General features: G+C 49.1%; 22 protein-coding genes. 17 read left to right on the plus strand and 5 right to left on the minus strand.

All coding sequences use genetic code 11. The features are described 5' to 3' along the window. Positions 1 to 335 precede the first annotated feature (335 nt). Together ACTHSN_RS01735 and coaBC are read left to right on the plus strand one after the other, a co-directional pair. The gene (locus ACTHSN_RS01735) at positions 336 to 1565 is read left to right on the plus strand and encodes a tetratricopeptide repeat protein (RefSeq protein WP_107769528.1); all 1230 of its coding nucleotides are present in this window, start codon (positions 336 to 338) and stop codon (positions 1563 to 1565) included. A 44-nt stretch (positions 1566 to 1609) separates the two neighbouring features. Further along, complete coding sequence (coaBC, locus tag ACTHSN_RS01740) at positions 1610 to 2788, plus strand: bifunctional phosphopantothenoylcysteine decarboxylase/phosphopantothenate--cysteine ligase CoaBC (protein WP_440365030.1); 1179 nt, start codon at positions 1610 to 1612, stop codon at positions 2786 to 2788. Between the two features lie 56 nt (positions 2789 to 2844). Here coaBC and era read toward each other — a convergent pair whose 3' ends face one another. Both era and rnc read right to left on the minus strand, forming a co-directional pair. Then, positions 2845 to 3774, minus strand: coding sequence for a GTPase Era (gene era / locus ACTHSN_RS01745; RefSeq protein ID WP_036493257.1), 930 nt, complete (start codon positions 3772 to 3774; stop codon positions 2845 to 2847). 64 nt (positions 3775 to 3838) lie between these two features. Continuing rightward, positions 3839 to 4558, minus strand: coding sequence for a ribonuclease III (rnc, locus tag ACTHSN_RS01750; protein ID WP_003748556.1), 720 nt, complete (start codon positions 4556 to 4558; stop codon positions 3839 to 3841). 254 nt (positions 4559 to 4812) lie between these two features. Between rnc and ACTHSN_RS01755 the strand changes: the two genes are divergently transcribed. The 3 genes from ACTHSN_RS01755 (at position 4813) to nusB (ending at position 6257) form a co-directional block, all read left to right on the plus strand. Beyond that, complete coding sequence (locus tag ACTHSN_RS01755) at positions 4813 to 5136, plus strand: DUF2185 domain-containing protein (protein WP_003748560.1); 324 nt, start codon at positions 4813 to 4815, stop codon at positions 5134 to 5136. Positions 5137 to 5229: 93 nt separating this feature from the next. Further along, the gene (ribH, locus tag ACTHSN_RS01760; protein WP_003748562.1) at positions 5230 to 5709 is read left to right on the plus strand and encodes a 6,7-dimethyl-8-ribityllumazine synthase; all 480 of its coding nucleotides are present in this window, start codon (positions 5230 to 5232) and stop codon (positions 5707 to 5709) included. A 119-nt stretch (positions 5710 to 5828) separates the two neighbouring features. After that, a complete protein-coding gene (nusB, locus tag ACTHSN_RS01765; RefSeq protein ID WP_004519698.1) occupies positions 5829 to 6257 on the plus strand; it encodes a transcription antitermination factor NusB in 429 nt (142 codons plus the stop codon). Positions 6258 to 6374: 117 nt separating this feature from the next. Here the strand turns inward: nusB and ACTHSN_RS01770 are convergent, their stop codons facing one another. Beyond that, the gene (locus ACTHSN_RS01770) at positions 6375 to 6797 is read right to left on the minus strand and encodes a type IV pilin protein (RefSeq protein WP_440365031.1); all 423 of its coding nucleotides are present in this window, start codon (positions 6795 to 6797) and stop codon (positions 6375 to 6377) included. A gap of 289 nt (positions 6798 to 7086) precedes the next feature. On the opposite strand from ACTHSN_RS01770, the gene ACTHSN_RS01775 reads away from it, so the two are divergent. From ACTHSN_RS01775 to nagZ, 10 genes are all read left to right on the plus strand, one after another. Then, the gene (locus ACTHSN_RS01775) at positions 7087 to 8268 is read left to right on the plus strand and encodes an efflux RND transporter periplasmic adaptor subunit (RefSeq protein ID WP_070583472.1); all 1182 of its coding nucleotides are present in this window, start codon (positions 7087 to 7089) and stop codon (positions 8266 to 8268) included. An 81-nt stretch (positions 8269 to 8349) separates the two neighbouring features. Next, positions 8350 to 10287 carry a MacB family efflux pump subunit gene (locus ACTHSN_RS01780; RefSeq protein ID WP_440365032.1) on the plus strand — a complete coding sequence of 646 codons (1938 nt, stop codon included), beginning with the start codon at positions 8350 to 8352 and terminating at the stop codon, positions 10285 to 10287. Positions 10288 to 10348: 61 nt separating this feature from the next. After that, positions 10349 to 11731 (plus strand): TolC family protein, encoded by a 1383-nt coding sequence (locus tag ACTHSN_RS01785; RefSeq protein ID WP_070459318.1) that lies wholly within the window; start codon positions 10349 to 10351, stop codon positions 11729 to 11731. A gap of 112 nt (positions 11732 to 11843) precedes the next feature. After that, positions 11844 to 12710, plus strand: coding sequence for a DUF808 domain-containing protein (locus tag ACTHSN_RS01790; protein WP_070459315.1), 867 nt, complete (start codon positions 11844 to 11846; stop codon positions 12708 to 12710). A 55-nt stretch (positions 12711 to 12765) separates the two neighbouring features. After that, a complete protein-coding gene (gene lnt, locus ACTHSN_RS01795; protein ID WP_070459312.1) occupies positions 12766 to 14313 on the plus strand; it encodes an apolipoprotein N-acyltransferase in 1548 nt (515 codons plus the stop codon). A 278-nt stretch (positions 14314 to 14591) separates the two neighbouring features. Further along, entirely contained in the window at positions 14592 to 15455 is an 864-nt protein-coding gene (gene rpoH / locus ACTHSN_RS01800) for an RNA polymerase sigma factor RpoH (protein WP_004519690.1), read from the plus strand. A gap of 148 nt (positions 15456 to 15603) precedes the next feature. After that, positions 15604 to 16857 (plus strand): glutamyl-tRNA reductase, encoded by a 1254-nt coding sequence (gene hemA / locus ACTHSN_RS01805; RefSeq protein WP_070459310.1) that lies wholly within the window; start codon positions 15604 to 15606, stop codon positions 16855 to 16857. 245 nt (positions 16858 to 17102) lie between these two features. After that, positions 17103 to 18602, plus strand: coding sequence for a DegQ family serine endoprotease (locus ACTHSN_RS01810; protein ID WP_070459307.1), 1500 nt, complete (start codon positions 17103 to 17105; stop codon positions 18600 to 18602). Between the two features lie 133 nt (positions 18603 to 18735). Continuing rightward, on the plus strand, positions 18736 to 20256 hold the full coding sequence (locus tag ACTHSN_RS01815; protein WP_440365033.1) for a Na+/H+ antiporter NhaC family protein: 1521 nt from the start codon (positions 18736 to 18738) through the stop codon (positions 20254 to 20256). A 99-nt stretch (positions 20257 to 20355) separates the two neighbouring features. After that, positions 20356 to 21441, plus strand: a complete 1086-nt coding sequence (gene nagZ, locus ACTHSN_RS01820) for a beta-N-acetylhexosaminidase (protein ID WP_440365034.1) — start codon at positions 20356 to 20358, stop codon at positions 21439 to 21441. Between the two features lie 75 nt (positions 21442 to 21516). Here the strand turns inward: nagZ and ACTHSN_RS01825 are convergent, their stop codons facing one another. Next, positions 21517 to 22263 (minus strand): amino acid ABC transporter permease, encoded by a 747-nt coding sequence (locus tag ACTHSN_RS01825; protein ID WP_070459299.1) that lies wholly within the window; start codon positions 22261 to 22263, stop codon positions 21517 to 21519. A 327-nt stretch (positions 22264 to 22590) separates the two neighbouring features. On the opposite strand from ACTHSN_RS01825, the gene trhP reads away from it, so the two are divergent. After that, positions 22591 to 23946 (plus strand): prephenate-dependent tRNA uridine(34) hydroxylase TrhP, encoded by a 1356-nt coding sequence (trhP, locus tag ACTHSN_RS01830; protein WP_070606783.1) that lies wholly within the window; start codon positions 22591 to 22593, stop codon positions 23944 to 23946. Positions 23947 to 24009: 63 nt separating this feature from the next. On the opposite strand, the gene hemC is transcribed toward trhP, so the two are convergent. Continuing rightward, positions 24010 to 24945 (minus strand): hydroxymethylbilane synthase, encoded by a 936-nt coding sequence (gene hemC / locus ACTHSN_RS01835; RefSeq protein ID WP_107810756.1) that lies wholly within the window; start codon positions 24943 to 24945, stop codon positions 24010 to 24012. 118 nt (positions 24946 to 25063) lie between these two features. Between hemC and ybeY the strand changes: the two genes are divergently transcribed. Then, positions 25064 to 25579 (plus strand): rRNA maturation RNase YbeY, encoded by a 516-nt coding sequence (gene ybeY, locus ACTHSN_RS01840; RefSeq protein ID WP_107810750.1) that lies wholly within the window; start codon positions 25064 to 25066, stop codon positions 25577 to 25579. The last annotated feature ends 1 nt before the right edge of the window (position 25580 follow it).

Raw genomic sequence — 25580 nt, forward strand, 5'->3', positions numbered from 1 at the left:
TAACTAACTGTGTTATACTGTCTGCTTCGTTTTCTTCACCGCGTCAGCAGCGAAGAACCGAACTATACGCCTCACAACAAAACCAGTCAACACCCAATTTCAAAAAAAATTAAAAATTTTCACAACTATCTGTATTTAAATAATTTAAAATTTATTGGATTTTATCGTTCGATAGATAAAACAGATACCCAAAGATAAATACTCCTGCGGCTTTACTCTTAATTGCCACATTCAAACACTCTATATCTCTATATTACTGGCGCTTTAGTCCCATCTACTCTTACAATCTCTACTTTCTCCAATAAAACAATCATAAATTTAGAATAGTCCCTATTATGAGTAACGAAAAGATTCAACAAAAATTTGAACAAGCATATCACTCTTTTATTGAAGAGGAAAATTACGAGGAAGCGCTAAAACGTGCCGAGATTCTTTGCCTTCTCAATCCCCAATCTGTCGAATATCATCATAAAGTTGCTTATGCCTATCTGAAGCAATTGAAATGGGAAAAAGCCATTGAGGCTGAAATGAAAACGCTAGAGCTGGATAGCACCTATATTCCTGCTTTGGATTTACTTGCACATGCTTACGGCGCTCTAGATAACTGGGAAAAAACCGGGTTTTACGGTCATCAGGCTTTGGTTCTAAAAGATAAAGCCATCCCAGACCTAGAACATGAAATCACTCCAACACCAGCTCCAAAAAACGGCAAACGGATTATCTCCTTTTCTTTATTTGGCAATAATTCCAAATATATTGAGCCTGCCGTATTAAATACCCAGCTTGCGCCTGTGCTTTTCCCCGGTTGGACATGTCGTTTTTATGTCGACGATTCTGTATCGGCTGAAGCTATTCAACGATTTAGAAATAACGGTGCCGAAGTGATTAAAGTTGGCGCACCGTTGGATAACTGGCCGGGTACAATGTGGCGCTTTCTTGCCATCAATGATCCCGAGGTTGAATACGTTATTTTCCGTGATGCAGATTCTATTATTTGCTATCGTGATGCTGCAGCCGTATCCGAATGGATAAAAAGTGGCACCCTATTCCACACTATTCGCGACTCAGGCTCGCATACTGCCCTGATTCTTGCGGGTATGTGGGGGGCTAAAGCGGGTGCAGTCCCAGATATGCAGGAAAGAATTCAAAACTTTGTTGACGAGGGCTACCCTTCCAGACATTTTGCAGACCAAGATTTTCTAGAAAAAGAATTGTGGGCCTATATCCGTCAGAATCTGTTTGCACATGACAGATTATTTGATTTCTGTAATGCACACAAAATTCCCGGCGAGTTCTACTCTAATTATCAAATCGCTTTCAGCGAAGGGGTCACCAGCTTTAACGCAACGACTAATTATGAAGACGGCAGTCTGGCAAGATGGACGCTGTACTCCAGTGCTTCGCCTTTGGTCAATCCGGACTACTCGCTCAATGTTGTTCCTGAATTTAAAGTCTGCAGTTATGTGACTGAAGTGAAAAACGGAGCGGTTTCAGCATTCTTACCAAAGAGATATGGTAATGCGATTAAAGCAAAACTGGCCAGAATCAACATCGAACAAATCTAATTTGATTTGATTCCTATATATCTCATTTAATGAACCCGTTATTTATGAGCAAACACATTCTCCTCGGCATTACTGGCGGTATTGCGACGTATAAATCTTGTGAACTGGTCAGACTACTGAAAAAGCAAGGACATTCTGTATCAGTAGTGATGACGGATTCTGCGACAGAATTTATCTCCCCGCTGACTTTCCAAGCTTTAACCGGCAATCCTGTTTTATCGGATACCTATTCAGGTGCTTCCAATAATGGCATGGCGCACATCAATCTGACGCGTGAAGCCGACGCATTTCTTATTGCGCCTGCAACTGCCAATACGATTGCCAAAATTGCCAACGGATTGGCTGATAATCTACTGACCAACTTGGTAGCAGCCAGGAAATGCCCTTTGGCTGTTGCGCCTGCAATGAATGTCGAAATGTGGAACAACCCTGCCAATCTGCGCAATATTGAGCAGCTGGTTTCAGACGGCATTACCGTGTTTTACCCAAACAGCGGCGAACAGGCTTGCGGCGAAACAGGCACTGGCAGGATGGTCGAAGCGGTCGATCTGGCTGATTTGCTAGAGGATTTATGGACACCCAAGCTACTGAGCGGTAAAAAAGTTCTGATTACAGCCGGCGCAACGTTTGAAGCCATCGATCCTGTTCGCGGCATTACCAATATTTCCAGCGGACAAATGGGCATAGCTTTAGCGCGTGCCTGCCGTGCTGCCGGAGCGGAGGTCACGCTGATTTACGGTCAAATTCAGACGGCCTTGCCCGCAGGCTTAACTCATTCTGAACAGGCTGTCAACGCAGAAGCCATGTATCAGGCGGTTCATCGCCATATTCCGAAACAAGATGTCTTTATTTCCGTTGCAGCTGTTGCAGACTATAAAGTCAAAAACAGCAGCAACGAGAAACTGAAGAAAAACGGCAATCAGCCCCCGGTTATCGAACTGACGGAAAATCCGGATATTCTCGCATCCGTTGCCGCCTTGCCTTCTCGACCATTCTGCGTCGGCTTTGCTGCAGAAAGCCATCAGGTTTTGGAATTTGCACGGGCAAAACGTTTGCGCAAAAACGTACCTATGCTGGTAGCCAACCAAGTTTCCGTTTCCATGGGTAAGCCAACCAATCAAATCACCATTATTGATGACCTTGCTGAAACCTCATTTCCGGAAACATCGAAACGCCAAGCGGCAGATGAAATCGTCAAACGCCTGGCTGAATTATTGGCTTAATCAAACAAAAGGCCGTCTGAAAATTTTTCAGACGGCCTTTGTTCAAACACATTACATTACAAACCCAATTCGCGCAGAAAACGAATATCGTCTGCCCAACCGGATTTCACTTTCACCCAAATCTTCAAGAAGACTTTGGTATCAAACAATTTTTCCATATCAAGGCGGGCTTCAGTAGAAATTTTCTTCAATTTCTCCCCACCCTTGCCAATCAAAATCGCCTTTTGGCTGTCTTTATCGACCAACACCGCGATATAAATGCGGAACAGTCCGCTTTCCTCTTCCTCAAACTGCTCCACTTCAACATTCATCGCATATGGCAACTCTTCGCCCAAATAGCGGAACAATTTTTCGCGCACAATCTCCATCGCCAGGAATCGGCTGGATTTGTCCGTCACCATATCTTCCGGATACATCGGGATACTTTCCGGCAGATACGGCTTGAGCAATTCCAGCAGATTGGCAATACGCAGACCATGTTTCGCGCTGACTGCCTCGCTGGCGGCAAATTCAAACTCTTGGCGCACTTCATTGATAAACGCCTCAAGCGCAAATTTGTCTTTGGCTTTGTCTTTATCGATTTTATTGACCACCAATACCACAGGCGTATGCTTAGGCAACTGCTTCAACACCACGCGGTCGGCATCGGTAAAGCGCATGGCTTCCACCACAAAAACCACCACATCCACGCCGCTCAACGCTTCGGTTACGTTTTGATTAAGACGGTCGTTCAAAGCATTGCGGTGATTGGTTTGAAAACCCGGCGTATCGACAAACACAAATTGCGCCGTGTCGTCGGTGTAAATACCTGTTACACGGTTGCGCGTGGTTTGTGCTTTTTTACTGGTAATACTGATTTTCTGACCGATTAAATGGTTCATCAGCGTGGACTTGCCGACATTCGGGCGACCCACGATGGCCACAAAGCCGCAACGATAATCCGTCGGGTGTTGTGACTCGTTTTGCAAAAAGGTTTCGATATCCATTTATATATGACTTTCTTGATTGTTTCAGACGGCCTTTGCATTTTCTCAAAGGCCGTCTGAAATATTATTTTTTAGATTTTTTTAAAGGGAACTTCTGTTCCAACCATTCCAAGGCTTCACATGCCGCTTTTTGCTCGGCCACTTTCCGACTGCTGCCGCGCGCATTGCAGATAAAGCCAAGTTCGCCCAAATCACAGGAAATCACAAACATCGCATCAGCCGTCTGCTCCGCCTGCTCTTCGATTCGATATTTCGGCAGGGCAAAGCGGCGTGCCTGCAAGGCTTCCTGCAAAGCGGTTTTACTGTCTTTTTTGCCGATGTTCAAATCCGCGCGTTTTACGCGTTCCGCAAATAAATGGCGAACCACTTTTTCCGCCGCAGAAAAATCCGCGTCAAAGCTGACCGCCGCAAACATCGCCTCCATCGCGTCGGCCAAAATCGAAGGCCGTCTGAAACCGCCGCTCTTCAACTCGCCGGCACCCAAATACAAACCGTCGCCGACATTCATTTCCAACGCAATTTCAGCCAACACGCCTTCATTCACCAAAGCCGCACGCATCCGCGACAACTCGCCTTCCGACAATTTCGGAAACGCGTCAAACAACATCCGCGCCACGGAATAGTTCAAAATCGAATCGCCGACAAATTCAAAACGCTCATTGTGTTTGGCATTGTAGCTGCGGTGGGTCAAAGCCTGCTGAAGCAGCTCCATATTGCGGAACTCATAGCCCAGACGCTTTTGAATCGCTCGATGCGCCTGCTGTTTGAGCAAATCAGGTTTCATTCCATACTTTCAAAAAACAGCCCGAAAATACGCCTCATCCGCAGTGAAACAAAATAAAAAGGCTACACCGGCAACTTTTTTATTTTGGCTCATTGTTTCTTGCGTCCCTCAAGCCGATAAACAATCAAAAGCCGTCATGTTCAAACCTGACGGCGCTCGACCGACATTGTACCATCAAACCGCCCCGGCACACATCCGTGCGGAAAAGCGGCGAATCGTGTAAAATCATGCCAAATCATCTCTTTGCCAACTCCATGAACAAATTTGCCCAAGCATTGGCCGCAGCGCTCGACCGCTGCATCGTCACCAACACCGTCGCCGAACAAGGCGAACCCGTCGGCTTCCTCTACCGCGAAGCCCCCGTATTTGAAAACGACAGCGGCTGGCGTATTTTCAGCGGCGACGAAACCGACGAATACACCGACAATCCCGACAACTTCAGCATTGTCAGCCTCTCCGCCATTACCGCAGACAATCCCGACATCGCGCCCCTGCTGACTCAGGCAGAAGGCAGCGCGTGGGAATTAAACGAAGACGGCGAGTTCCAAGCCGTTGCCGATTGGCAGCCGCAAGAATAACCCATCCCCATTTCGTTTCAGACGGCCTCCTTTATAACAAGGCCGTCTGAAACCGAGCAGAATCCCTATTTCACAAATATTGAAGGAATCATCATGAACATTATCGAACCACGCCTCGATGGCACCAACCTGCGCATCGGCATTGTTCAAGCCCGCTTCACCAACGAAATCGGCAGCGAAATGGTCAAAGTTTGCTGCCGCACCTTAAAAGAATTGGGCGTAGCCGAAGACAACATCACGCTTGCCACCGTTCCCGGCGCGCTTGAAGTGCCTATCGCGCTGATGAACCTCGCTTCATCCGAACAATTCGATGCCCTGATTGCCATCGGCGTTGTCATTCGCGGCGAAACTTACCACTTTGAATTGGTATCCAATGAATCCGGCGCAGGCGTCAGCCGCGTTGCCCTTGACTACAACATCCCGATTGCCAACGCCATCCTGACGACCGAAAACGACGAACAGGCCGTTGCACGCATCGAAGAAAAAGCCTCCGATGCCGCCAAAGTTGCCGTAGAATGTGCCAACTTGGTCAACCATCTTTTGTCAGAACAATACGAAGACGACGAAGAATAAACTTCTCCCCGTATTGAATACCGCATATTTTCAGACGGCCTCCCAATCATGACATTGAGGCCGTCTGAATCATTCAATATTTAGCCGACAACCATCGGCCCTCTTCACAAGGAATACCCATGAAAAGCCCACGCCGCCGCGCACGCGAGCTTGCCGTACAAGCCATTTATCAAGCAGGCATCAACAAAACCGCCGCTCCCGAAATCGCCAAAAACATCCGCGAACTGTCCCAAGCGCCCAATATGGATGAAGAGCTGTTCAACAAACTGTTTTTCGGCGCACAAACCCATGCCGAAGAATACATGGAAAAAATCAGCCCCCTGCTTGACCGCGACGAAAAAGACCTCAGTCCTATCGAACGCGCCGTTTTGCTGGTTGCCTGCCATGAGCTGAGCACCATGCCTGAAACCCCCTATCCTGTCATCATCAACGAAGCCATCGAAGTTACCAAAACTTTCGGCGGCACCGACGGCCATAAATTCGTCAACGGCATCCTCGACCAGCTGGCTTCCCGCATCCGCCCTGATGAACCGCGCCGCAAAGGCTAAGATTGACTTCACATCGGAACAAGATTACTGATCTTTGCCCTATTGAGGCTCATCTGCTTATACAGCCAAACCATCCAAAAGGCCGTCTGAAATTCAGACGGCCTTTTATATTTCGATTTATTCCGATTTTGGTATTTCATAACCGGGGCAGTTTTGTTTATCGCTGTTTGCCCAAATGATACCGCTGTCGTTGTAATAAACAGTACAAGTTTCATCGGCATTGGTTTCTTTATTGGGTACAGCCTTCAAAATATAACCTGAATCGGAAGGATTAGGCATAGAAGCCGTACCTTCGGAAAAACTAATATTGAAATATTGATTCTGCTGTAAGGTTTCAGGAGGAAATTTCTTAAATGTACTTTTTTGAGTGTAATAGCGTTCGAGTTGTTGGGCGTTATGCAGCATCTGCGTGCGGACGGTGGCAAGGCGCGTTTGGCGGATGTAGTTTTGATAAGACGGATATGCGATGGTAGCGAGAATGGCCGCAATCAAAACGACTATCAGCAGCTCGATAAGCGTGAAGCCTTGTTGGTGTTTCATTTTATTTGTGTCGTTAATAATTGGAATAAGACATGAATATTATAGTCGTTTTCTTGCGGCTTAAATGTTCAGATTCGGAGGGAGTTTGGGAATTTATGTAAACGAGGTACAAGTTCTGAAAAATATTTTTATTCTTTTATTTTTTATTTCAATAAGTTAAACTTCAATTTTAGCCGACCGTCTCTTGGTTGGCCTTGGTCTTTACAGTAAAATCCAGTTGTTTTTTTGTTTCTATCAATACATTTGTTGCTTGTCTGCGACGTTATTTTATTGAATTGGTTCCTTTTATATGTCTAAAGTTTTCAAGTGGGCGGCCGGTACGGCTGTTGTAGTAGCAGCGGCTTTCGGCGGCTGGTCTTTGATGAAGCCTGAGCCTCAGTCTTCTTTTATTACTGAAGTAGTCAAACGCGGCGATATCCGTCAAACCGTGTCGGCAACCGGCGAAATCTCACCTTCCAATTTAGTATCCGTAGGCGCGGAAGCTTCAGGTCAGATTAAAAAACTGTATGTGAAACTGGGCCAACAAGTGAAAAAAGGTGATCTGATTGCGGAAATCAACTCAACCAATCAGATCAATACCTTAAATACCGAAAAATCCAAACTGGAAACCTATCAGGCAAAATTGGTTTCTGCCGAAATCGCGCTTTCCAGTGCGGAGAAAAAATATAAACGCGAACTTGCCTTATGGAAAGAACAGGCAACTTCCAAGGAAGACTTGGAATCTGCACAAGACTCTTTAGCCGCAGCTAAAGCGAATGTCGCCGAACTGAAGGCCTCCATCAAACAATCAAAAATCTCGATTAATACAGCCGAATCCGAACTGGGCCACACGCGGATTACCGCCACCATGGACGGCACCGTGGTCGCCATTCCTGTTGAAGAAGGCCAATCCGTCAATGCGGCGCAATCTACGCCGACCATTATCCAGCTGGCAAATCTGGAAACCATGTTAAACAAAATGCAGATTGCCGAAGGCGACATCACGAAAGTCAAAGCCGGTCAGGATATTTCGTTCACCATTTTGTCCGAGCCGGACACCCCGATTAAAGCGAAATTAGACAGTGTCGACCCCGGCCTGACCACCATGTCTTTGGGCAACTACACCAGCAGCACGGACACGACTTCCAATGCGATTTACTACTATGCCCGCGCCCTGGTGCCGAATCCCGAAGGCAAACTTTCTATCGGCATGACCACTCAAAATACGATCGAAATCAACGGCGTAAAGAATGTTTTACTGGTACCGACACTGACCGTGAAAAAGCATAACGGCAAATCCTATGTCAGCATTTTGGGCGCAGACAATAAAGCGGTAGAACGCGAAGTGACCGTCGGTTTGAAAGACAGCATGAATACCGAAATCAAAAGCGGCTTGAAAGAAGGCGAAAAAGTGATCGTTTCTGAAATGAGCGCAGATGAAAAGAATAAGAGCAGTGAACGCGCGATGATGGGTGGCGGCCCTCCTCGCTGATTGATTAAGGTCGTCTGAAAGGTTTGGCTGTGTTTCAGACGGCCTTAGTTCCTGTATTTCTATTTTTCGCCCGGAAAGATTATGAGTTTAATCGAATGTAAGAATATCAACCGTTTTTTCGGTAGCGGTGAAAACCGTGTGCATGTATTGAAAGATGTCAGCCTTTCTATTGAGAAAGGCGACTTTGTGGCGATTATCGGCCAGTCCGGTTCAGGCAAATCAACGCTAATGAATATCTTGGGCTGTCTGGATACCGCCACCTCCGGCTCTTATCAAATCGACGGCATCGAAACATCGCAAATGCAGCCGGATGAGCTGGCGGCTTTACGCCGTGAGCGTTTCGGCTTTATTTTCCAGCGTTACAACCTGTTAAGCTCGCTGACCGCCCGGGACAACGTCGCCCTGCCTGCCGTATATATGGGTATGGACAGCAAAGAGCGCGCGGAACGTGCGGAAAAACTGTTGGGCGATTTGGGCTTGCAAAATAAAGAAGGCAACAAACCCAGCGAACTTTCCGGCGGTCAGCAACAACGCGTTTCGATTGCCCGCGCATTGATGAACGGCGGCGAAATCATCTTTGCCGACGAACCGACCGGCGCATTGGATACCGCCAGCGGTAAAAACGTGATGGAAATCATCCACAAGCTGCACGAAGACGGGCATACCGTGATTATGGTTACCCACGATCCGGGTATTGCAGCAAACGCAAATCGCGTCATCGAAATCCGCGACGGTCAGATTATTTCGGATACATCTAAAAATCCCGATATCCCGCTAAGCAAAGTGGAGAGGATTAAAGAAAAAGCTTCCTGGTCGTTTTATTACGATCAATTTATGGAAGCATTCAAAATGTCTGTGCAGGCGATTATGGCGCACAAGATGCGTTCGCTGCTGACCATGCTGGGGATTATCATCGGTATCGCCTCGGTGGTATCGGTAGTGGCATTGGGTAATGGCTCGCAACAAAAAATCTTGGAAGACATCAATTCGATGGGTACAAACACCATCAGCATCTTCCCCGGCCGTGGTTTTGGCGACCGCCGCAGCGGACGAATCAAAACGCTGACGATTAATGACGCAAAAGCCATCAGCCAACAAAGCTACGTCGCCTCTGCCACCCCTCAAACCAACTCCGGCGGCACCTTGACCTACCGCAACACCGACCTGACCGCCTCGCTTTACGGCGTAGGCGAACAATATTTCGACGTGCGCGGTTTGAAATTGGAAGAAGGCCGTCTGTTTGATGATGACGATGTAAAAAACGATGCTCAAGTCGTCGTCATCGACCAAAACACCAAAACCAAACTCTTCGGCGAAGGTGTCAATCCTTTAGGCAAAACCATCCTTTTCAAAAAACGCCCGCTAACCGTCATCGGCATTATGAAAAAGGATGACAACTCGTTCGGCAACTCTGACTCGCTGATGCTTTGGTCGCCTTATACAACGGTCATGCACCAAATTACCGGCGAGAGCCATACCAACTCCATCGTTGTCAAAATCAAAGACGATGCCAACACGCAAGTCGCCGAAAAAAGCCTGACCGAGCTGCTGAAAGCACGCCACGGTACAGAAGACTTCTTTATGAACAACAGCGACAGCATCAAAGAAATGGTTGAAAGCACGACCGGCACCATGACGCTGCTAATTTCTTCCATCGCGGTCATCTCTTTGGTGGTCGGCGGTATCGGCGTGATGAACATCATGCTGGTCTCCGTTACCGAGCGCACCAAAGAAATCGGCGTCCGCATGGCAATCGGCGCACGCCGCAACAATATTTTGCAACAGTTCCTAATTGAGGCCGTTTTAATCTGTATCATCGGTGGCCTGTCAGGCGTATTGTTGTCCGCAAGCATCAGCCTGGTGTTCAACTATTTTGTTACCGACTTCCCGATGAGCATTTCCATGACTTCCGTCATCGGCGCAGTGGTCTGCTCCACCGCAATCGGCGTCGCGTTCGGCTTTATGCCTGCCAACAAAGCTTCCAAGCTTAACCCGATTGATGCACTGGCTCAGGATTGATTATGTTTCAGACGGCCTATTATCTTGGGCCGTCTGAAATGCTGTTACCCGAAAGATTTTTATGAAGACGAAACCTTTTTCCCAAGCAGCCTTATCATTGGCTGTTGCCCTTGCCCTAAGTGCGTGCGCCGCACCTAAAGCCAATCCGAACCTGACTCTGGAAGCGACCGGCCAAGTCATGAGCGCGGCGGAAACTGCCGAACGCTACGATGTCAACGGCAACTGGTGGGAAATCTACCAAAGCCAGCAGCTCAACGCGCTGATGGAGCAGGCGCTGACCAACAATGTCGATTTGAAACAGGCGGCCATCAGCGTCAACAAAGCTTTGTATCAAGCCAATATTTTGGGTGCGGATTTGGTACCTTCATTCAGCGGCTCATTGGGCGCAAACGCTTCTAAAAACCTGAAAACCGGCAGCCACGGCAATACCTTCAGCAGCCAGCTTGGCTTGAGCTACGAATTGGATTTATGGCGTAAACTCAGTGCCACTGCCGATGCTCAGGTATGGGAATATCAAGCCACGCATGAAGACATGGCCAACACACGCCTGACTTTGATTAATAATGTTGCCGATGCGTATTTCAATATTGCCTACCTGAACGAAGCCATTGAGTTGGCGAAAAAATCGCTGAAGCAATATCAGGAAATCAACCGCATTGCGAATGCCAAGTTTCGCTACGGCCGTGCCGACTCAAGCCAGCCAACCCAAGCCAAACAGTCATTGCTGAGTGCGGAAAACAGCCTGTTGTCTTTGCAAAACAATTTGGATACGCAAAAACAGGTTTTGCGTAATTTGTTGAATTTAAGGCCGTCTGAAAACATGGCCGCCGATCCGGCACAATTCCGCCTGTTGCCGGTCAAAGGTGTGAACTTGGACGTACCGATTACCGTTTTGGCCAACCGCCCCGACCTGCGCGCCGCCGAATACCGCCTGCAAGCGTCGCAACAATCGGTCAACGCGCAAAAACGCAGTTGGTATCCGTCGATTACTTTGGGTGCAAGTTTGAGTACGTCTTCCGATAAAGCGAAAAGCACGTTCAATATCCCCATGTTGGGCGGCTCGGCCACCATCAATCTGCCTTTCCTTAATTGGCAGACCATGAAATGGAAAGACAAAACCGTACAAGCGGAGATGGACAGTGCCAAGCTGAATTTTGAAAAAGCCCTGACCACCGCGCTTAACGAGGTCAACACCAACTACCTTGCCTACAAAAACGCGCAGGCCGGCCTTGCCAATCAAGAACAGCGTTATCAGTTGGACAAGAAAAACAGCCATTACTATCAAGTACGCTACCAGCATGGTAAAAACGAACTGAAAGACTGGCTGGAGGCTTTGAATTCAGAATACAGCTCGGCTCAAAACCTGCTGAACCAACGCTATGAAGCCTTAAAATACGAAAATATGGTGTATAAAGCCATGGCGGGACGTTATACGCCGAAATAGCATTTTCAGACGGCCTTTGGTTAATTTCCGTCAACGGCCGTCTGAAAAACATTCAAGCAACTGAATTTTCATATATAATCGCGCGTTTATTTGATTTTATCCGGACAACATTATGGCCTTCGCCTCTCTCTTTACGCTTTTGGACGACATTACCGCCGTTTTGGACGACGTAGCGATGATGACCAAAGTCGCCGCCAAAAAAACCGCCGGCGTGGTCGGTGACGATTTGGCGCTCAACGCCAATCAGGTAACCGGCGTATCCGCCGAGCGCGAATTGCCGATTATTTGGGCGGTGGCAAAAGGCTCTCTGGTCAACAAGCTGATTCTGGTGCCGCTTGCGCTGTTGCTTTCCGCTTTCGTGCCTGCGCTGATTACGCCCTTGTTGATGATCGGCGGTGTTTATTTGTGTTTTGAAGGCGTGGAAAAACTGTTGCACAAATTCTTGCACCGCAATGAACACGAAGACGGACACGATGCCGAGCCTGAAGTCACAGACGAAAAAACAAAAGTGAAAGGCGCGGTCCGCACAGATTTCATCCTCTCCGCCGAAATTATTATTATCGCGCTGGGCGTCGTTGAAAAATATGACCTGATGACGCGTTCTTTGGTTATGGCCGCCATCGGTGTCGGCATGACGGCATTGGTCTATGGTTTGGTCGGCATTATCGTCAAACTTGACGACCTCGGCATGATGTTGATGCGCCAAAAAAGCGCCGCCGTACAAGGCATCGGACGCGGTTTGATTTCATTTATGCCTTGGTTTATGCGCGGCTTGAGCATTGTCGGCACGCTGGCGATGTTCTTGGTTGGCGGCGGACTGATCACCCACAACCTTGGCTTTTTGCACGATTTCCTCCACGCACAGCATTGGGACAGCGGCATAATGGAACATATCGCCAATCTGGTGGTCGGAGTAGCCGCCGGTGCATTGGCTTGCGCAATCGTCCTACCTGCAATGCAATTGTTTCAAAAAGACTGATTTTGTTTCCCTGCCGTCTGAAAACTTTTCAGACGGCCTCAATACCATTTAAAGCATGAATATTTTCCGTAAACTCGAACAATATTGGCAACATCCGCTGCTTTACTGGCCGCTGGTCATCTTGATTGCTGCCGCGACGCCGTTCACTTTCGCCCCCTATTATCATTTCTGGCTGATGCCGCTGTTGTTTGGCGCACTAATACGCCTGATTGAATTGCGTCCGCGCTTTGCCGTCATGACTGCCTATCTGTTCGGATTAATCGGTTATACGGCGCAGTTTTATTGGATACACACTGCCCTGCATGATGTTTCGGGTCTGCCGGATTCATACGCCATCCCCCTCACCTTCCTGCTGCCGGCATTTCTTGCGCTTTATCCGGCCATCTGTTTTTGGGTGTGGAGAAAATGCAACCTGGCGCGCTGGGCCAAAACCGGCCTCCTGCTGCCGATTTTGTGGACGCTGGCAGAATTTGCCCGCGAACGTTTCCTGACCGGATTCGGCTGGGGCGCAATCGGCTATTCCCAAATCATCAAAGATAGCCCGTTGGCAGGCTTCGCGCCTTTGGGCGGCATTCACATGGTTACGCTGGCAACCGCTTTCCTCAGCGCATGGCTGGTGTTGCTGATTGACAACCACGGCCGTCTGAAACACCGCCTGCTGCCCTTATTCCTTATCGTTGCGCTCTGCTCCGTCGGCTACATTTCCCAACAAACCGAATACACCCGCCCTGACGGCAGCACCAGCACGGTTGCTCTGATTCAAGGCAATATCGAGCAAAATCTGAAATGGAAGGAAGAGCAAATCATCCCGACCATTCAGAAATACTACGAACAAATCAGCAAAACCAGTGCCGACATCGTCATCCTGCCTGAAACCGCCCTGCCGCTGATGCGCCAAGACCTGCCCGAAGGTATCTTGGAACAATTCGCCGAACAGGCGCAAAGCAACGGCAGCGCGTTGGCCATCGGTATAAGCCAATATACGCCCGACGGCAACGGCTACGAAAATGCAGTCATCAATTTGAGCGAATATCACAACAGCACTTCCGATGTCATCCCCTACTACGCCAAGAACCATCTCGTTCCATTTGGCGAATACAAGCCATTGCCCGCCATTACCGAGCGCCTCTATAAAGTGATGGATATGCCTTTGTCCGACTTTCAAAAAGGCGGCGACAACCAAGCGCCTTTGGTGATGAAAGATCAAAAAGTCGCCTTCAATATCTGCTATGAAGACGGTTTCGGCGACGAACTCATCGCAACGGCGAAACGCTCTACCCTACTCGCCAACATCAGCAATATGGCGTGGTACGGCAAATCCAATGCCATGTATCAGCAGCTTCAACAGTCCCAAGCGCGAGCAATGGAACTGGGCCGCTACATGGTTCGCGCCACCAATACCGGTGCGACCGCCATTATTTCCCCTAAAGGCACGATTGTTGCCGAAGCCCAACCGGATACAGAAACCGTCCTCGAAGGCCACGTCAAAGGCTATATCGGCGAAACGCCTTATATGAAAGCAGGCGGCTCAACATGGCTTATCAGCATTTTGGCCGTTATCGGCGTATTCCTTATCCTGATTGGCCGGAAGAAACCAGAATAAAAAATTTAAGACCTTGTTATACAAGGTCTTTTTTATTACTAAAACTATTTACATACAGAAATGTTTGTAATATACTTAGCCAAAACCTAGCAAATCACTCAAATTTTCTAAGACAATCAACCCTTGAGATTCAAGCAGTAAAAACTATTGAATCTATCGTTAATTTACAGAAAAAATCCAACCCATAACAAAACAAACCACAGGCAGTGTTATACTGCTTGTCACACAATAAACAAAAAGCCGTTTTCAGACGGCCTAATCAAGGAGAGCATCCTTTTATGAATAAAGCTTTTGCATTACCCGTTATCCACAGCGGCAACGGTAGCCTCGAGCAATACATTCATACTGTCAACAGCATTCCAATGCTGACCGCCGAAGAAGAAACACAACTAGCGGAACGTCAACAAAAAGGCGATCTCAATGCCGCCAAACAGCTTATTCTGTCCCATCTTCGCGTCGTCGTATCCATTGCACGCGGTTACGACGGCTACGGCCTCAACCAAGCCGACCTGATTCAAGAAGGCAATATCGGCCTGATGAAAGCCGTCAAACGCTACGAACCAAGTCGCGGCGCGCGCCTGTTTTCGTTTGCCGTGCATTGGATTAAAGCCGAAATCCACGAATTCATTTTGCGCAACTGGCGTTTGGTCCGCGTTGCCACAACCAAACCGCAGCGCAAACTGTTCTTCAATCTGCGCAGCATGCGTAAAAACCTGAATGCCTTGTCTCCAAAAGAAGCGCAAGAAATCGCCGACGATTTGGGCGTCAAATTGTCCGAAGTCTTGGAAATGGAACAACGCATGACCGGCCACGACATCGGCATCATGGCAGAAAACAACGATGACGAGGACAACTTTGCCCCTATCGACTGGTTGGCCGACCACGATGCAGAGCCTAGCCGTCAGTTGTCCAAACAAGCCCACTACGCCCTACAAACCGAAGGTCTGCAAAACGCCTTGGCGCAACTGGACGACCGCAGCCGCCGTATCGTTGAAAGCCGCTGGTTACAAGACGACGGCGGTTTGACCCTGCACGAATTGGCTGCCGAATACGGCGTATCTGCCGAACGCATCCGCCAAATCGAAGCCAAAGCCATGCAAAAACTGCGCGGTTTCTTGGCAGAAGAAGCAGAAGCCGTTTAAGCCTTTCTTGATAAAAAGGCCGTCTGAATCTTTTCAGACGGCCTTTTCGATGGCAAACCTCATCGTATCTTATCCCCCAACACATTCATTTTAAAGCCCACTTAAGCTATAATAGCCACCACACACACTACCCGGTCATACCATAACCATGCAACTTACCGTCGTCGGACTCAACCACCAAACCGCGCCCTTGAGCATACGCGAAAAACTGGCATTTGCTGCTGCAAATTTGCCGGATGCCGTGTCCAACCTCGCGCGCAGCGAGGCGGCGGAAGAAGCAGTCATTCTTTCTACCTGCAACCGCACCGAGCTTTACTGCGTCGGCGAATCCGAAAAAATCATCAACTGGTTGGCAAAATATCACAATCTGCCTGTCGAAGAAATCCGCCCCTACCTCTATACCTTAGATAATAATGAAACCGTCCGCCACGCCTTCCGCGTCGCCTGCGGCTTGGATTCCATGGTCCTGGGCGAACCGCAAATTCTCGGTCAAATCAAAGATGCCGTCCGCGTTGCGCAAGAACAAGAAAGCATCAATACCCACTTAAACGCCCTGTTTCAAAAAACCTTTGCCGTTGCCAAAGAAGTGCGTACCGACACTGCTGTCGGTGAAAACTCCGTCTCCATGGCTTCTGCATCGGTCAAAATGGCAGAGCAAATCTTCCCTTCCATTTCCGATCTGAACGTCCTCTTTATCGGCGCAGGCGAAATGATTGAACTGGTGGCCACTTATTTTGCCGCCAAAAATCCCAAGCTCATTACCGTTGCCAACCGTACACACCAGCGCGCGCAGGAATTGTGCGACAAACTCGGTGTCAACGCCGAAGCTTGCCTGCTGAACGAATTGCCCGATATTCTTCACGATTACGACGTGGTTGTTTCTTCCACTGCCAGCCAACTCCCACTCGTCGGCAAAGGCATGGTCGAACGCGCATTGAAAAAACGCCACAACATGCCTGTTTTCCTGCTGGATTTGGCTGTTCCGCGCGATATCGAAGCCGAAGTCGGCGAATTGGAAGACGCATATCTCTATACCGTAGACGACATGATGGACATTGTCCAAAGCGGTAAAGATGCGCGCAAAAAAGCAGCGGCGGCGGCTGAAAGCATGGTGGAAGAAAAAGTCAGCGAATTTATCCGCCTACAGAAAAACCGCCAAAGCGTTCCGCTTATCCGCGCCTTGCGCGACGAAGGTGAACGTGCACGCCGCCAAGTATTGGAAAATGCCATGAAGCAACTGGCAAAAGGCGTATCCGCCGAGGATGTCCTCGAACGCCTCTCCATCCAGTTGACCAACAAACTGCTCCACTCTCCGACACGCACGCTCAATAAAGCGGGCTCGGACAACAGCGAATTAATCGATGCCGTAGCGCAGATCTACCATTTGGATCAACACGACTGACGACAATTTAAAGGCCGTCTGAAAGAAGCGAACCGACGGACAGGTCATATTCCAAAGCTTTCAGACGGCCTTAAAACAATAAAATCCCAATTATCATTTTTTCATTTAAAATGAAATGCTTGAAAAAAAACCATTAAAGTGTAAAAATCCTACCTTATACATTTAAACAGCATTCAAACAATAAAACTGCCTGCCGATTCAAACGCATGCCGACAATACGATAGGCGCCGGCAAAAGGAACTTTCGTGAATATTAAAACAAACACATATCTGGCCCTTGCTGTTCTCTCAGCTTCCCTTCTTTCAGGTTGCGACAAAGTCAGCACCTTTTTCGGCAAAGACGAAAACAAAGAACTCGTTCAACGCATAGAAACCAATACCGATGACGGAAAAGTCGGTATGTTGCTGCCCGACTTCGCCCAACTGGTACAAAACGAAGGACAGGCCGTCGTCAATATTCAAGCGACACCGGCAAAACGCTCTGCGACACCGGATGACGACCATAGCATGGATCTGAGCCAATTCCCCGACAACGATCCGTTTTACGAGTTCTTCAAGCGCCTTGTTCCCAATATGCCCGACATGCCGCAAGAAGATACCGAAAGCGACGCTTTGAATTTCGGTTCCGGCTTCATCATCAGCAAAGACGGCTATATCCTGACCAATACCCACGTGGTTGCCGGCATGGGCAATATCAAAGTCCTGCTCAACGACAAACGCGAATACACGGCCAAACTGGTCGGCTCAGACGCCCAATCCGACGTTGCCCTCTTAAAAATCGAGCCACAAGAAGACTTGCCGGTTGTCAAAATCGGCAATCCGAAAGATTTGAAACCGGGCGAATGGGTAGCCGCCATCGGCGCGCCTTTCGGCTTTGACAACAGTGTAACCTCCGGCATCGTCTCCGCCAAAGGCCGCAGCCTGCCAAATGAAAACTACACGCCGTTCATCCAAACCGACGTTGCCATCAACCCCGGCAACTCAGGCGGCCCGTTATTCAACCTCCGCGGCCAAGTAGTCGGCATCAACTCGCAAATTTACAGCCGCAGCGGCGGTTTCATGGGTATTTCGTTTGCTATTCCGATTGATGTTGCCATGAATGTGGCCGATCAATTAAAAGCCAACGGCAAAGTCCAACGCGGCCAATTAGGCGTGGTTATTCAAGAAGTTTCTTATGATTTGGCCAAATCTTTCGGTTTGGACAAAGCAAGTGGCGCACTGATTGCAAAAATCATGCCAAACAGCGCGGCACAACAAGCAGGCTTGCAGGTTGGCGACATCGTACGCAAAGTTAACGGCGAAGAAGTCCGCGCTTCCAGCGATTTGCCAGTTATGGTCGGCTCGATTATGCCGGGCAAAGAAGTAACTTTGAGCATTTGGCGCAGCGGCAAACAAACCGATGTCAAAGTCAAACTTGGCAGCGCAGCCGAACAAACGGAAACTTCTGCAAAAGAAGCCGAACACCCGCAACACGAAAGCGGCCATGACGGATTCACCGTTGAAAATACAGGCGTTACCCTGCAGGTTGAAAACGCAGACGGTAAACAACGCTTAATCGTTCTGCGCGTTAGCGGCGCGGCCGAACGTGCCGGCCTCAAACGCGGCGACGAAATCATTGCCGTCAGCCAAATCAGCGTCAATGACGAATCCACTTTCCGTAGCGCATTGGAAAGCTCAGGCAAAAACGTACCGCTTTTGGTACAACGCGACGGCAATACTTTGTTCCTCGCGCTAAATCTGCAGTAGTCCGATTTTTCAGACGGCATGATGATGTGTTAGATGATAAAATACCCATATGTCAGAGGCAGTGGGTATTTTGTTATCCGTCTTCCAATTTAGGCCTTCTGAAAATATTTCACCGCTTATACACAATATAATTATGCAACTTATTAATTATTCGAATTCTATTTTATCTATCGTCCCGGCAGCCATCGCGCTCGCCTTGGCCATTGCAACGCGCCGTGTATTGCTGTCCTTAGGTGTCGGCATTATCGTAGGCTCATTCTTGCTGGTAGGCAGTAATCCACTTGATGCCTTGGTTCACTTAAAAGACATGGCAGTCAGCCTGACTTGGGCGGACGGCGATTGGTCCTTGGGCAAACCCAAAATCCTACTCTTCTTGGTGCTTTTGGGGATTTTCACTTCCCTGCTGACGCATTCCGGCAGCAACCAAGCATTTGCCGATTGGGCAAAACAGCACATCAAAGGCCGTCGCGGGGCGAAGCTGCTGACCGCCTGTCTGGTATTCGTTACCTTTATTGACGACTATTTCCACAGCCTTGCCGTCGGTGCGATTGCCCGCCCTGTAACCGACAAATTCAAAGTTTCCCGCGCCAAACTGGCTTATATCCTTGACTCCACTGCCGCGCCGATGTGCGTTTTGATGCCTGTATCCAGCTGGGGGGCGTCGATTATTGCTACTTTGGCAGGCCTTTTGGTGACTTACAACATCACAGACTACACACCAATGGGCGCATTCGTGGCCATGAGCCTGATGAATTACTACGCCGTCTTCGCATTGATTATGGTGTTTGTCGTGGCTTGGTTCTCCTTCGATATCGGCTCCATGGCCAGTTTGGAACGCGCCGCTTTAAATGAAATTCATGATGAAACCGTTGAAACAGGCCATCCCAACGGCCGTGTATTTGCACTGATTGTGCCGGTTTTGGTACTGATCGTCGCCACGGTTTCCGCCATGATTTACACTGGCGCGCAAGCTTCTGAAACCTTCTCTTTACTCAGCGCGTTTGAAAATACCGACGTGAACACTTCCCTCGTATTCGGCGGTACTTGCGGTGTATTGGCCGTCATCCTCTGCACCATCGGCACCATCAAAACCAACGATTACCCTAAAGCCATTTGGCAGGGCATCATCTCTATGCGCGGTGCCATTACCATCTTGATTTTGGCATGGATCATCAGCACCGTTGTCAGCGAGATGCACACCGGCGAATACCTCTCCACTTTGGTGGCAGGCAATATCCACGCAGGCTTCCTACCCGTGATTTTGTTTCTGCTCGCAGGCGTGATGGCCTTCGCTACCGGCACAAGTTGGGGCACATTCGGCATCATGTTGCCGATTGCCGCCGCCATGGCCGTCAAAGTCGAACCTTCGCTGATTATCCCTTGCATGTCCGCCGTCATGGCCGGTGCCGTATTTGGCGACCACTGCTCGCCGATTTCCGACACCACCATCCTCTCTTCTACCGGCGCACACTGTAACCACATCGACCACGTTACCTCGCAATTCCCTTACGCACTAACCGTTGCCGCCTCTGCCGCTATCGGCTACCTGATTTTAGGCATGACCGGCTCTGCACCTTTAGGTTTTGTGGTAACCGGCATCGTGATGGTTATGTTGATTTTCATCTTAAAAGACAAGAAAAAAGCAACTGCCTAATTCAAAACCAATATATTCAGACGGCCTGAGATATTCCTACACTCTCAGGCCGTCTGAACATAACGATTATCCAATATATACATTATTCAGGACAAAACAATGAATACGCCTCATCTTCCACGCGGCCCAGTCATGGCCGACGTCGCTGCCTATCATCTGACCGAAGAAGAAAAACAACGCCTGCTCGACCCTGCCGTCGGTGGCGTTATTTTGTTCCGCCGCAACTTTGAAAACGTTTCCCAGCTCAAAGCTTTGGTTCAAGAAATCAAAGCCGTCCGTACACCTGAACTCATCATCGCCGTCGACCACGAAGGCGGACGGGTTCAACGTTTTATTGACGGCTTCACCCGCCTGCCGGCCATGAACGTATTGGGTGAAATTTGGGACAACGAAGGCCAAGAAGCCGCCTGCGCCCAAGCAGAACAAGTCGGCTGGGTTTTAGCAACCGAACTCTCCGCCTGCGGTATCGACCTATCCTTCACGCCCGTATTGGATTTAGACTGGGGTCAATGCGCCGTCATCGGTAACCGCAGCTTCCACCGCGATGCTAACATCGTTACCCAGCTTGCCCTTGCCCTGCAAAAAGGCCTGAACAAAGGCGGCATGAAATCTTGCGGCAAACACTTCCCCGGCCACGGCTTTGTCGAAGGCGACAGCCATCACGTCCTGCCTTGCGACGAACGCAGCCGCGAAGAGCTCGAAGCCGCCGACCTTATCCCATTCTGCGCACTGAGCCAGGCAGGCATGGCCGCAGTCATGCCTGCCCACGTCGTGTACCCGCAAATCGACAGCCAACCTGCCGGCTTCTCCGAAAAATGGCTGAAACAAATCCTGCGCCAAGAAATCGGATTTAACGGCGTTATCTTTTCAGACGACCTGACCATGGAAGGCGCATGCGGTGTCGGCGGTATTAAAGAACGCGCCCGCCTTTCTTTTGAAGCAGGCTGCGATATTGTACTGGTGTGCAACCGCCCTGACTTGGTAGAAGAATTGCGAGACGGTTTCCACGCACCAACAAACGCCGACTTAGCAGCACGTTGGCAATACATGGCCAACACATTGGCCGTACAAGAAGCTGCCGACATCATGGCAACTGAAGCATTCCAAGCCGCCCAACAAGCAACTGCCAAACTGGCAACGCCCAAAGACATTGCAGGCGGTGTCAAAGTCGGCGAAGCATTCTGATTCAAGGCCGTCTGAAACATTGACGGCAAATAAAAAAGGAAGACTTGAAAAAGTCTTCCTTTTTTGTCTTCCTAATTAATGAAGTTTTACGTTATAGCGACGTTCCAAACGTAAGAATACCCATCCTAATACACTCGTCAATACAAGATAAATCAATGCAACCGTATAAAGCGGCTCTTGGAATATCGAATACTGACCTGTGATTGCTTTTTGAACAGACATAAGTTCAGGAACTGCAATAACAGACAGCAAAGAACTATCTTTCAAAAGCGTGATAAATTCACCTGCAAGTGGTGGCAACATACGGCGCAAAGCTTGCGGCAAAATCACATAACGCATCGCCTGAGTATAGGTCAGACCCAAAGAACGCGCAGCTTCCATTTGACCCTTATCAATCGACTGGATACCGGCACGGAAAATCTCACAAACATATGCACCTGAGTTGGCAATCAAAGCCATTACACCTGCGATCAATGGGCCATAAGAGCGACGAAAATTAATTGCAGATTCTCCGCTGATTAATGCACCATCGGTAGGATGTACAAAAAATGGGAAAATAACAAAAGCCCAAATAATAACTTGAGCAAGCAATGGCGTACCGCGGAACAATGCAACATACACAAAAGAAATCTTACGCAAAACCCAAGCCAATGCACGTATCGGCGCACCGGCTTTTTCCGGATTAACCAAACGAGCCAATGCCAGCAGCAAACCTAAAATCGAACCGCCAATCGTTGCAACCACTGTAATTCCCAGCGTCGCTAATACGCCGTAAAAAAACATCCAGCGGTATTCATAAATAATGTCAAAACGAAAATCCATAAACCTTCCGTCGGTCAAAATCGGTAACTAATCCGAATATTTTTTAAAAATGAAGCTTGATATTTTACAAGAAAATACATTGCTTGAACGGTTTTTTGTTAAATTAATCCACCCAACCCTGCTTTTTTACATTTCCAACGTATTGCAGCCCCTTTTCACCTTTCATCATATAAGACATTTTCCGTATAAAAAACAAAGCGCAAACCCGACACAAAATTGACCGAAACACAAAAACAGCGGATAATCCGCCCATTCTTCAAACATCTTTCAGACGGCCTTCCCTCTTCCCTTGAGGGCCGTCTGAAAACATTTTAAAAAGCATAAAACATGAAAGCACCCGAACTCTTATTGCCTGCAGGCGGCCTCGAACGTATGCGCGCCGCCTACGACTACGGCGCAGACGCCGTTTACGCCGGCAGCCCGCGTTACTCCCTGCGCGCCCGCAACAACGAATTTGCCAAACTCGACGTCCTTGAGCAAGGCATTAAAGAAGCGCACGAGCGCAACAAAAAATTCTTCCTGACCGTCAATACGCTGCCGCACAACTCCAAACTCAAAACCTTCGTTTCCGATATGGAACCCTTGATTGCCATGAAACCCGACGCGCTGATTATGGCGGATCCAGGTTTAATCATGACCGTGCGCGAAAAATGGCCGGAAATGCCGATCCACCTATCCGTTCAGGCAAACACCACCAACTACTGGGGCGTGAAATTCTGGCAAAACATCGGCGTCGAACGCATTATTCTGTCGCGCGAATTGAGCATGGAAGAAATCGCTGAAATCCGCCAAGAATGCCCCGACATCGAACTCGAAGTCTTTATCCACGGCGCATTGTGTATCGCCTACTCCGGCCGCTGCCTACTCTCCGGCTACTTCAACCACCGCGACCCCAACCAAGGCACCTGCACCAACTCCTGCCGTTGGGATTACAAAGTCCACAACGCCGTCGAAAGCGATGCAGGCGATGCCCAGCTTCTGCAAGGTTTCAACTTTGAAAAAGCCCAAGAAGAAGCCAACCAAAACTTTGAAGGCATCAACGGTCAAAAACGCCATCCCTACGCCGACAAAGTTTTCCTGATTGAAGAGTCCAACCGCCCGGGCGAAATGATGCCGATTATGGAAGACGAACACGGCACCTATATCATGAACTCCAAAGACCTTCGCGGCATCGAAGTAGTTGAAAAACTGGCCAAAATCGGCGTGGACAGCCTCAAAGTCGAAGGCCGTACCAAGTCGCTCTATTATGTTGCACGCGTGGCCCAGTCCTACCGCAAAGCAATTGATGATGCCGTTGCAGGCCGTCCGTTTGACTACGGCTTGTTGAGCGAACTCGAAGGCCTTGCCAACCGCGGCTACACCAGCGGCTTCCTCGAGCGCCACCAAACTCAGGATTACCAAAACTACCTGACCGGCCACTCCATCGCCAAACAAAGCCAATATGTCGGCCACGTTACCGAAATCGATGAAAATGGCTGGGCGACCATCGAAGTTAAAAACCGCTTTGCCATCGGCGATTCACTCGAAATCATCCACCCAAGCGGCAATCAAACCATCAAATTGGAACAAATGACCCGAAAAGGCCAGCCTGTCGATGTTGCCCCAGGCAACGGCATTCAGGTAAAAATCCCTAACATGCAGGGCAAAGAAAAAGCTTTGGTTGCGCGGATTATGAATCCTTAAGCATCAACAAAATAAAGGCCGTCTGAAACTTTCAGACGGCCTTTTAAAATGATCTATGCTGTTTTAAGCCTGTTCTTGCAATACGGCGGCAATCAATTCTTCCGCACCATCATCCGCCAGTTTTTTGGCGACCGCGCGACCCAAAGCATCGGCGTATTCGGCTGGGGCTTGCGCGTCTGCCTGCAAAATAACCGAACCGTCAGGATGACCGACCAAGCCGCGCAAGGTCAGCAAGCCGTTTTCTTCAGTACAATATGCGGCCAGCGGCACTTGGCAGCTTCCGCCCAAAGCGCGCGCCAAAGCGCGTTCGGCCGTAACGCAGGCGTGTGTGGTATCGTGGTTCAATGGCTTTAAGACTTCGTACAAATCTTCGCGATGCGCTGCAATTTCAATACCCAATGCGCCTTGTCCGGCAGCAGGCAGGCTGTCGGATTCCGACAAAATCATGCGGATGCGTTCGTCCAATTCCAGACGCTGCAAACCGGCGGCAGCCAAAATAATCGCGTCGTATTCGCCATTATCGAGTTTGGACAAACGGGTTTGCACATTGCCGCGCAAAGGTTTGATAACCAAATGCGGATAGCGCGCGCGCAACTGGGCTTCGCGGCGCAGGCTGGATGTGCCTACGACGGCGCCTTTGGGCATTTCTTCCAAACGCGCGTATTGGTTGGACACAAATGCGTCAAACGGATTGGCGCGTTCGCCGATGGCCGCAAGCGCGAAACCTTCAGGCAAATCCATCGGTACATCTTTAATAGAATGCACGGCCAAGTCGGCCCGACCGTCATACAAAGCCTGTTCCAACTCTTTGACAAACAAGCCTTTACCGCCGACTTTTGACAAAGTTCTGTCCAAAATCTGGTCGCCGCGCGTGGTCATGCCCAAAATCTCGACTTCGCAATCGGGATACAGGGCTTTCAGACGGCCTTGGATATGTTTTGCCTGCCACATGGCAAGCAGGCTTTCGCGACTGGCGATAACGAGTTTTTTCGGGTTCATAATGGTTGCCTGAAAGATGGAAAACGGCATGAAGTCTATCATATTTTGGGCGGTTTTTCAGACGGCATGGGGGTGAATATGTTATATTTACGCCTAAAAACCAAATTTTCGGGACAACATGAAACGCGCCAAACAATATCCTTTTTTATCCTTACAGCGGCAACGTTTTCATCTGAACTTTGAAAACGCTTCTTCCGCCGCCAACCTTCCTTCAGAGAATGACTTCTACCGCTGGGCGTGGTCTGCCTTAAAAAACGAATACCGCCGCGCAGACATCAGCCTGATTCTTCTGGACGAAGAAGAAGCCCGCGCTTACAACCGCGACTACCGAGGCAAAGATTACGCCACCAATGTATTGAGTTTCGCGCTCAACGAAGGCGAAATCCTGCCCGACCAGTTTTCAGACGGCCTGTATGGCGATTTGGTGATTTGCCCGCAAGTGGTTTTGAAAGAAGCCGCCGAACAAGGCAAAACACCTGAGCAGCATTTTGCCCACCTGACCATACACGGTACTTTACACCTGATGGGCTACGACCACATCGAAGACGATGAAGCCGAAATAATGGAAGCCGAAGAAATCCGCCTGATGCTGGCGTCAGGCTTCCCCAACCCCTACCAAGAGGACGAATATTAAA

The organism is Neisseria sp. P0009.S010 (genome assembly GCF_051958545.1).
Lineage (GTDB): Bacteria > Pseudomonadota > Gammaproteobacteria > Burkholderiales > Neisseriaceae > Neisseria > Neisseria subflava_A.